Consider the following 6,295-nt stretch of genomic DNA (forward strand, 5'->3'; position numbering starts at 1 on the left):
TGGCTTCCTGTTCGTTCCTGACCAGGCGAGGACCGCCGGACACGCTCTCCCTGACCGCGTATGACCGACCGTAGGACCGCTTTTCACCGGTTCCGCCACACGCCGCACGCGGACGAGTGGGGGCATACCGGTCTTCCCGCAGATCAGGCGTTCCCGGCGAACCGGGACGACACGACTGAGTGACGTCAGGGCGAGTCGTCGCAGCCCGCTCAAGAGTGCGGTACGGTCCAACGTCGTGAGCCCTGTACGTCGCTGTTCGCGCACCGCATGCGGCCGTCCCGCCGTCGCGACGCTGACGTACGTCTACGCGGACTCCACCGCCGTTCTCGGGCCCCTCGCCACCTACGCCGAGCCCCACTGCTACGACCTGTGCTCCGAGCACTCGGAGCGGCTGACGGCCCCCCGGGGCTGGGAGGTCGTCCGGCTCGCCGTGGACACGGGTCCGGCCCGCCCCAGCGGGGACGATCTGGAGGCACTGGCCAACGCCGTGCGCGAGGCGGCCCGTACACCCCAGCGGCGCAGGGACCCGTCGTCCCCCGCGCCCTCGGACGCCGTCGGCGGGCCGAACGGGCGGGACGCCGATCCGATGGAGGTCGCCAGGCGCGGCCATCTCCGGGTCCTCCGCTCGCCCGAGTCCTGAGCCCCGGCCCCGGCCCTCACCGCTCCCTCTCCCTGCTCTCTCCCCGCCACTCCGCGAGACACAGCGTCCGCCAAGAGTCCTGCCAGGCTCGGCGGGTAGATTTGGGGCCCCATCGGGCCGATGAGGACCCCGAGGACCCCAAGGACTCCATGAGAGGGCTGGCCGTGGCTGATCTGTCGGAGATCGTGAAGGCGTACGACGTGCGCGGCGTCGTACCTGACCAGTGGGACGAGGCGCTGGCCGAGCTGTTCGGTGCCGCCTTCGTCCAGGTCACCGGCGCGAGCGCCATCGTGGTCGGGCACGACATGCGGCCCTCGTCGCCGGGGCTCGCGCGGGCCTTCGGGCGGGGCGCGGCCGGGCGCGGCGCCGACGTCACCGAGATCGGGCTGTGCTCGACGGACCAGCTCTACTTCGCCAGCGGCGACCTGGACATGCCGGGCGCGATGTTCACCGCGAGCCACAACCCCGCCCGGTACAACGGCATCAAGATGTGCCGCGCGGGCGCCGCGCCCGTCGGCCAGGACACCGGGCTCGCCGAGATCCGCGCCCTGGTCGAGGAGTGGAGCGCGGCGGGCGCGCCGCCCGCGACGGACGCGCCCGCAGGCACCCTCACCCAGCGCGACGTCCTCACCGACTACGCGGCCCACCTGCGGTCCCTCGTCGACCTCACGTCCATCAGGCCGCTGAAGGCCGTCGTCGACGCGGGCAACGGCATGGGCGGCCACACCGTGCCCACGGTCTTCGAGGGGCTGCCCGTCGAGCTGGACCCCATGTACTTCGAGCTGGACGGCACCTTCCCGAACCACGAGGCCAACCCGCTCGACCCGAAGAACATCGTGGACCTCCAGAAGCGGGTCAAGGAGACGGGCGCCGACATCGGCCTGGCCTTCGACGGCGACGCCGACCGCTGCTTCGTCGTCGACGAGAAGGGCGACCCGGTCGCCCCGTCCGCGATCACCGCGCTCGTCGCTGCCCGCGAGCTGGCCAAGGACCCCGGCGCCACCGTCATCCACAACTGCATCACCTCCTGGTCCGTGCCCGAGGTCGTCAAGGAGAACGGCGGCACGCCCGTCCGCACCCGCGTGGGCCACTCCTTCATCAAGGCCGAGATGGCCAGGACCGGCGCGATCTTCGGCGGCGAGCACTCGGCGCACTACTACTTCCGCGACTTCTGGAACGCCGACACCGGCATGCTGGCCGCGCTGCACGTCCTCGCGGCCCTCGGCGGCCAGGACGGGCCGCTCTCGTCGCTGGTCGCGCAGTACGACCGCTACGCCGCCTCGGGCGAGATCAACAGCACCGTCGACGACCAGAGCGCGCGCGCCGCCGCCGTCAGGGCCGCCTACGAGGGCCGCGACGACGTGGAACTGGACGAGCTGGACGGCCTGACGGTCACCGCCGCCGACTGGTGGTTCAACCTCCGCGCCTCCAACACCGAGCCCCTGCTGCGGCTGAACGTCGAGGCCCGCGACACGGCGACGATGGAGCGGGTGCGGGACGAGGTGCTCGCGCTGGTGCGGGGGTAGCGGGGCGCGCGGCGGGACACGTGGCCGGGCGGGCGCCGGGGCATGCGGCCTCGGCCGTCCGGCGCGCCGCACCCGGCGGTACGCTGACCGCACAGCCGCGCCTGCCGCCGCTGAAAGCCTGGATCTGGAAGTCTGAAAGGGACGTCAATGCCGCTCGAAGCCGGTCTCCTGGAGATTCTCGCCTGCCCGGCGTGCCACTCGCCGCTCCGCGAGGAGGGCGAGGAGCTGATCTGCACCGGCGGCAAGGAGTGCGGCCTCGCGTACCCCGTGCGCGACGGCATCCCCGTCCTCCTCGTCGACGAGGCACGCCGCCCCGCCTGACCGGGCCCGCCCTCGCCCCGGCCCCCGCTCCCGCCCCGGCCCAGGCCGCTGAGCCCGCAAGCCCGCATCCCGAGCCACAGCCGCACCGCACCACCCATCGCCACGGCAGCAGCAGCTCCGATCGGAGGCTCCGGAAGATGCTCGACGAGTCACTCCTCGACGCTCCCGACGCACTCGCCCGCGCCGACGCCCGCGGCCTGCTGCGCGGCGCGGCCGGAGCGGGCGCGCGGGTCCGCACGGGACTGCGGCAGGCAGCCGAGTCGGGCCTGACGGAACTGCGCCCCGACGGACGCCCCCGCGCCGTCCTCGTCGCGGGGCCCGGACCCGTCGCCGCCTGCGTCGCCGACCTGCTCGGCGCCCTCGGCAACGGCGCGGCCCCCGTCACCGCGCTCCGCCCCACGGGGCCGCTCGCCGCGCCCGGCGCGCTGAGCTGGTCGCTGCCCGGCTGGGCAGGACCGCTCGACCTGCTCCTCCTCGTGACGCCCGACGGCGCCGAGGCCGGGCTCTCCCTGCTCGTCGAGCAGGCGTACCGCCGCGGCTGCACCGTCGTCGCGGTCGCGCCGCCCGCCACGCCGCTCGGCGCTGCCGTGGGGGAGACCCGCGGCCTGTCCGTCCCGCTCGCGCCCGGTCCCTACGACGCGTACGAGACCGTCGAGGAGCCGCTGCCCGCGCCCCTCGCCCACCCCGAGAAGCCCGCCGAAGGGTTCGGCCCCGGCCTCGCCGGCCTCTCCGGGCCGCCTTCGGAGCACGAGCTGGACATCCCGGCCGCCCCAGCACCCCGCGCGCCCCTCCCCATGGCGCCCAGCACCCTGTGGGGACTGCTCACCCCGCTGCTCGTCCTCACCGACAGGCTCGGGCTCGTCGCCGCCGACCACGCCGCGCTGTCGGAGGTCGCCGACCGCCTCGACCGCGTCGCCGAGCGCTGCGGGCCCGCCGTCGAGACGTTCGGCAACACCGCGAAGACGCTCGCCGCCGAACTGGCGGGCGCGCTCCCGCTGCTGTGGAGCGAGGGCGCGGTCGCTGGAGCCGTGGCACGGCACGCCTCGACGGCGCTGACCGCGCTCGCCGGCCGCCCGGCGCTCGCCGCCGAACTGCCGGAGGCGATGACGGCGCACGGCGCGCTGCTCAAGGGCACGTTCTCCGCGGGCGCCGACCCCGACGACTTCTTCCGGGACCGCGTCGAGGACCCGGAAGCGCTGCACGTGCGCGTCGTCCTGCTCCGCGAACAGGGCCTGACGGGTGACTCCGCGCTCGTCGCGGCACGGGATCTCGCCTACGCGCACGACGCGCCCCTCAGCGAGCTGGAGGCGACGGAGGGGAGCGGGCCGCTGGAGACGGCGGCCGAGCTGATCGCCACCACCGATTTCGCGGCCGTTTACCTCGCGCTCGCCGGCGGCGAGTCATCATGGGCCTGACTCTCATCCCGACCTGATCCTGACCCTGCGGACCCGCAAGCCCCGCAGACCCCGAGGAAGCGAAGCAGCACCCTATGGACCGCCTCACCAACACCGTCCGTCCCTACGCCTGGGGCTCCACCACCGCCATCCCGGAACTGCTCGGCACCGAGCCCACGGGCGAGCCGCAGGCCGAGATGTGGATGGGCGCCCACCCCGGCGCGCCCTCGCGCGTCGCGGACCGGTCGGGCGGCGGCGCGTACGTCGCGCTTCCGGACGTCATCGGGGCCGATCCGGAGGGCGAGCTGGGCCCCGAGGCGGTACGCGCCTTCGGCCCCCGGCTGCCCTTCCTGCTGAAGGTGCTCGCCGCCGCCTCGCCCCTCTCGCTCCAGGTGCACCCGGACCTGACGCAGGCGAAGGAGGGCTACGCGGACGAGGAGGCCCGCGGCGTCCCGGCCGACGCACCGCACCGCAACTACAAGGACGCCAACCACAAGCCCGAACTCCTCTGCGCCCTCACCCCCTTCGACGGCCTGTGCGGCTTCCGCCCCGCCGAGGAGGCCGCGGACCTGCTCGCGGGGCTGGAGGTGAACGGTCTGAAGCCGTTCGTCGACATCCTGCGCGCCCGCCCGGAGGGCGAGGCGCTGCGCGAGGTGCTGACGGCGGTGCTCACCGCCGAGCGCGAGGAGATGGCCCGCACGGTCGCGGAGGCCGCCGCTGCGGCGTCGAAGCTCGCTGACGGCGGCGCGGCCGACGGCCGCGAGCCCGGTCCGGCCAACCCGCATGCGCGCGCGTACGCCGCCTACGCCTCCGTCGCCCGCCACTACCCCGGCGACCCCGGCGTCATCGCCGCCATGCTCCTCAACTACGTGCGGCTCCAGCCCGGCGAGGCCCTCTACCTCGGCGCGGGCGTCCCGCACGCCTACCTCGACGGCCTCGGCGTCGAGATCATGGCCAACTCCGACAACGTGCTGCGCTGCGGCCTCACCCCGAAGCACGTCGACGTCCCCGAACTGCTGCGCGTCGTCCGCTTCGAGGCCACGCCGCCCGCCGTGCTGCGCCCGGAGGCGGGCCCGGACGGCGCCGAGCGCTACGAGACGCCGACCGACGAGTTCGCGCTCTCCCGCTACGTCCTCGCCCCCGGCGCCGAGCCCCGCGCGCTGGGCGCCCGTACGCCCCAGATCCTCCTCTGTACGGAGGGCACCGTGCTGGCCGCGCCTACGGGGGAGGAGGACGGACAACTCGTCCTGGAGAAGGGGCAGTCCGTGTTCGTACCGGCCGGGGAGCAGGTCCGGGTCTCGGGTGACGGTACGCTCTTCCGCGCCACAGTGGCCGTCTGACAGGGCGGTAAGGGGCGCCCGCCCCACGGACAACGGAGGAGTGTTTCGTCAGTGAGTGCATCAGGGGGAACCAAGGCGATCGTCGCCGCGCTCGGAGCCAATCTGGCCATCGCGGTGGCCAAGTTCGTGGCCTTCGCCTTCAGTGGCTCGTCCTCGATGCTGGCGGAGGGCGTCCACTCGCTCGCCGACTCGGGCAACCAGGGACTGCTGCTGCTCGGCGGCAAGAAGGCCAAGAAGGAGGCGAGCGAGGAGCACCCCTTCGGCTACGGCCGTGAGCGCTACATCTACGGCTTCCTCGTCTCCATCGTCCTCTTCACCATCGGCGGCGTCTTCGCGCTCTACGAGGGTTACGAGAAGATCAAGCACCCGCACTCGCTGGAGCACTGGTACTGGCCGGTGGGCGTGCTCGTCTTCGCGATCATCGCGGAGACGTTCTCGTTCCGTACCGCGATAAAGGAGTCCAACGAGGTGCGCGGCAAGCTGAGCTGGGGCCAGTTCATCCGCCGCGCGAAGGCGCCCGAGCTGCCCGTCGTCCTCCTGGAGGACCTGGGCGCGCTGGTCGGCCTCATCCTGGCGCTCGGCGGCGTCTGCATGGCGCTGGCGACCGGCGACGGCGTCTGGGACGGCATCGGCACCCTCTGCATCGGCGTGCTGCTGGTGCTGATCGCGATCGTGCTCGCGGCCGAGACGAAGTCGCTGCTCCTGGGCGAGTCGGCCGACCCGGCCGAGCGCGACAAGATCCGCTCCGCGCTCGTCGACGGTGAGACGGTGACGGGCATCATCCACATGCGGACGCTGCACCTCGGCCCCGAGGAACTGCTCGTCGCCGCGAAGGTGGCCGTCCAGCACGACGACACGGCCGGGGAGGTCGCCCGCGCGATCGACGCGGCGGAGGACCGCATCCGCGCGGCGGTGCCGATCGCCCGCGCGATCTACCTGGAGCCGGACATCCTCCGCACGCCTCCGGGGTCCACGGCCGTGCCGTCGGGCCCGTCGGAGAAGCGGGACTGAGGTCCGGGGACCTGGATCTCGGGGCTGTGAACGCGCGAGGGGGCCCGCCGTCCGACCGGACGG

General features: G+C 73.8%; 6 protein-coding genes. All 6 read left to right on the top strand.

Annotated features, from left to right (window positions below):
- Positions 1 to 175 precede the first annotated feature (175 nt).
- The 6 genes from ACWGJ2_RS37280 (at position 176) to ACWGJ2_RS37305 (ending at position 6,232) form a co-directional block, all read left to right on the top strand.
- Positions 176 to 640, top strand: coding sequence for a DUF3499 domain-containing protein (locus ACWGJ2_RS37280; protein ID WP_453350826.1), 465 nt, complete (start codon positions 176 to 178; stop codon positions 638 to 640).
- Positions 641 to 804: 164 nt separating this feature from the next.
- On the top strand, positions 805 to 2,166 hold the full coding sequence (locus tag ACWGJ2_RS37285; RefSeq protein WP_453350821.1) for a phosphomannomutase/phosphoglucomutase: 1,362 nt from the start codon (positions 805 to 807) through the stop codon (positions 2,164 to 2,166).
- A gap of 147 nt (positions 2,167 to 2,313) precedes the next feature.
- The gene (locus ACWGJ2_RS37290) at positions 2,314 to 2,487 is read left to right on the top strand and encodes a Trm112 family protein (RefSeq protein WP_453350822.1); all 174 of its coding nucleotides are present in this window, start codon (positions 2,314 to 2,316) and stop codon (positions 2,485 to 2,487) included.
- Between the two features lie 137 nt (positions 2,488 to 2,624).
- A complete protein-coding gene (locus ACWGJ2_RS37295) occupies positions 2,625 to 3,902 on the top strand; it encodes an SIS domain-containing protein (RefSeq protein WP_453350823.1) in 1,278 nt (425 codons plus the stop codon).
- 74 nt (positions 3,903 to 3,976) lie between these two features.
- Positions 3,977 to 5,221 (top strand): mannose-6-phosphate isomerase, class I, encoded by a 1,245-nt coding sequence (manA, locus tag ACWGJ2_RS37300; protein WP_453350824.1) that lies wholly within the window; start codon positions 3,977 to 3,979, stop codon positions 5,219 to 5,221.
- A gap of 51 nt (positions 5,222 to 5,272) precedes the next feature.
- The gene (locus ACWGJ2_RS37305) at positions 5,273 to 6,232 is read left to right on the top strand and encodes a cation diffusion facilitator family transporter (RefSeq protein ID WP_453350825.1); all 960 of its coding nucleotides are present in this window, start codon (positions 5,273 to 5,275) and stop codon (positions 6,230 to 6,232) included.
- Positions 6,233 to 6,295 lie beyond the last annotated feature (63 nt).

The sequence above is a fragment of the Streptomyces sp. NPDC054796 genome, from assembly GCF_053611545.1.